Annotated in this window: 2 protein-coding genes and 2 pseudogenes; 3 read left to right on the plus strand and 1 reads right to left on the minus strand. The window is 59.3% G+C overall.

Annotated elements, in window-relative coordinates:
* Positions 1-125 (minus strand): annotated as a pseudogene (locus tag V6C16_RS10760) (transposase); the annotation flags it as partial.
* A 684-nt stretch (positions 126-809) separates the two neighbouring features.
* Between V6C16_RS10760 and V6C16_RS10765 the strand changes: the two are divergent.
* From V6C16_RS10765 to V6C16_RS10775, 3 genes and pseudogenes are all read left to right on the plus strand, one after another.
* Positions 810-1,040 (plus strand): hypothetical protein, encoded by a 231-nt coding sequence (locus tag V6C16_RS10765; protein WP_333536750.1) that lies wholly within the window; start codon positions 810-812, stop codon positions 1,038-1,040.
* A gap of 108 nt (positions 1,041-1,148) precedes the next feature.
* Positions 1,149-2,471 carry an aminotransferase class I/II-fold pyridoxal phosphate-dependent enzyme gene (locus V6C16_RS10770; RefSeq protein WP_333543189.1) on the plus strand — a complete coding sequence of 441 codons (1,323 nt, stop codon included), beginning with the start codon at positions 1,149-1,151 and terminating at the stop codon, positions 2,469-2,471.
* 56 nt (positions 2,472-2,527) lie between these two features.
* A pseudogene (locus V6C16_RS10775) lies at positions 2,528-2,820 on the plus strand (colanic acid biosynthesis glycosyltransferase WcaL); the annotation flags it as partial.

Below are 2,820 nucleotides of genomic sequence, written 5' to 3' on the forward strand. Positions count from 1 at the left end.
CTCATTTTGGGGGGAATCTCAAGCAACATGTGGATGTGATCAGGACAACACTCTGCCTCAACTATTTTCACATCTTTCCATTCGCACAATTTCCGCAGAATTTCGCCTATTGCTCTTTTCTTTTCACGAAGCGCGGGGGCTGCGTGGGGCATGGTTTCCGTTTGTTCCGGCATGTCGCGGTACGGGTTTTTGCGGCATTTAAGCATGTCGCAGCAGGGCGGGGTAAGCTCGGGCAGGCGCAGCAGCAGGGGCAGGCAATGCAGCCTGCCTTCTTCATCAACCGTGAAATCCAGCAGGAGAACGGTCGGTACGCGCCCTGCCTGGGGCTGCAAGGCCAGGTCTGCCCCCATAGGGCTTTTGGGCGGTGTTTCGGGCGTGCTTTCGTCGTGGCCTTCAGCCGGCCTGCTGCCTTCTTGCGGCATGTGGCGCAAAAGATTTTCGGCTTCCTGCACAAGGCCGGGCGAGAAGGGTTCGCATTGCAGTCTGACCGGACCCATGCGCCAGAGGTTCTGCAGTCCCTCAAGGGCCAGGGTCAGAGGTTGCGCCACCGAGGCGGGAGTTTCCCGCTCGTTCCAGCAAAGCCAGAGCATGACGGGGCCGGGATTTTCCACATGGGTCAGCCAGTCAAAGCATCGGCGGGCCAGGGTTTGGGCGCAGACCTGCCCTGCGGGGACGCTTTGCTGCGCCAGGCCGGAATCTTCCGGGGTGGGAGGCGAGAACGTGACGCAAGGAAACGACGCAACGAGCAGGCCGCCGGGAAGAACGGAACTTTGCGTTGTACGGTTTTTACCGTATTGAGGAGCAGGGTCTTGCTGCATAAAATTCAAAGCCTGTGGAGCGCGGTTGGTCAAAAAGGGCCGAACCGTGATCTCAGATCGGCTAAGGGCATCATGTTAGGGTATATCGGGGTGCTTGTCCAGAAGTCCGACGGTAAATATACGCCGGAAAATCCCGCGCCGGAGCCGTCTCAACTCCCTGAATCCTTGCAGGCTGCCGGTTTTGTGGCCTGGTGTGTATTTGCCATTCCGCACTTGCCATAGTTTCGCGCTTTGGCTATACTGAATCCTTACAAAGTTGCGCTTCGTGCCCGGCGGCTCGCCGCAGGGTGTGGACAGGCGCGTTTTTTGGACAAATTAAGAGGACAAGGCATGAAGAAAGACCATTCCTGTCAGGCCGGAAAAGAGGCGGCATCAACGGCCGCTTCCGCTACTGAAAGCTCCGCCGGCGGTTTCAGCCGCATGCGTTCCAAGCTCGCCTTTGACCGGCTTGTGGAGATGGGAGCCAAGATGGGGATGGAGAATCCTCTTTTTCTTTGCCACGAGCGCGCGGCCAAGGCCACTACGCTTATTGAAGGCAAGGAATATCTGAACTTTTCCACCTACGACTATTTGGATATCAACGCCCATCCGGAAATAACCGAGGTCGTCGCCGAAGCCGCCGCCGTGTACGGAACTTCCGCCGGAGCCAGCCGCCTTGTGGGCGGCGAGCGCCCGCCCCACCGTGCGCTGGAGCGCGCCTTTGCCGACCTGTACGGCGTGGAAGACAGCATCGTGTACGTGAGCGGCCATGCCACCAACGTATCCACTCTGGGCTTTCTGCTCGGCCACCGCGACGCCATCTTTCATGACGGTCTGGCCCACAACTCGCTGATCCAGGGCGCACGTCTGTCCCACGCGGCGCGCTACTCATACAATCACAACGATTGCGACGCCCTTGAGGAAATCCTCAAGGCCAAGCGCGCCGAGCACAAGCGGGCCATTATCGTCACTGAGGGCCTGTTCAGCATGGACGGCAATATTCCCGATCTGCCCCGCATCATCCAGCTGAAAAAGCAGTATGACTGCATGCTGCTGGTGGACGAAGCCCATTCGCTGGGCGTGCTGGGCGCAACCGGGCGCGGCGCCCACGAGCACTTCGGCATTGACGCCAATGAAGTGGACATGTGGATGAGCACGCTCTCCAAGTCCATGTGCGGCTGCGGCGGTTTTATCGCCGGCCGGCATGAACTGGTTGAATTTCTCAAGTACGGTTCGCCGGGCTTTGTGTTCAGTGTGGGCATGCCCCCGGTTATTGCCGTGGCCTGCCACAAGGCGCTTGACATCATGCTGCGTGAGCCGGAACGGGTACACAAGCTGCAGAGAATTTCCAAGTTTTTTGTGGAGTACGCCTCGAGCATCGGCCTTGATACGGGCGCTGCCCAGGGATACGCCATTGTGCCTGTCATGGTGGGCGACCCCATGGTGGCGGGCTTTTTGTCCAACGCCCTGTTCAAGCGCGGCGTCTACGTCATGCCCATCACCTTCCCGGCAGTCAAGGAGGGCACGGACAGGCTGCGTTTCTTCCTCTCGGCCGCCCATACGGAAGAGCATATCCGCAAGGCGCTTGATGCCGTAAAAGAAGAGATTCCCAAGGCACAGGCCATTGTTGAAAAATACAAGCGCGAACACGCCGAAGAATCCCTGGGCGAATAAAAACAGCACTCCGGCCGGGCCTTATGGCCCGGCTCTCGTTTGATGCGGAGACCGACATGTCTTTTACCAGTGGCGATGCCACAGAAGCGGGAGCGGAACGCGACCGGCGGGCAATGCCCCCGGTGATAGCCTATGTGCTGCTGTGGTTCCCCTTGTCCTCGGAGACCTTTATATTTCGTGAGGTTGTGCAGCTCAGGCAGCGGGGCCTTCCCGTTTATGCCTACAGCATGTACGGGGAAAATCTGAAGGGTTGCAGCGAAGAAATGCGCGGCTATGACGGCCCCGTGCGGCGTATGGGCTTCAGGGCCGCAGGCAGGGTTCTGGCGGCCTTCTGGCGCGCCCTGCGGCA

This window comes from Desulfovibrio sp. 1188_IL3213, from assembly GCF_036763145.1.
Classification (GTDB): domain Bacteria; phylum Desulfobacterota; class Desulfovibrionia; order Desulfovibrionales; family Desulfovibrionaceae; genus Desulfovibrio.

Coding starts and splice junctions, on each gene's coding strand:
- V6C16_RS10770 (WP_333543189.1), top strand. CDS start 1,149: ATGAAGAAAGACCATTCCTGTCAGGCCGGAAAAGAGGCGGCATCAACG.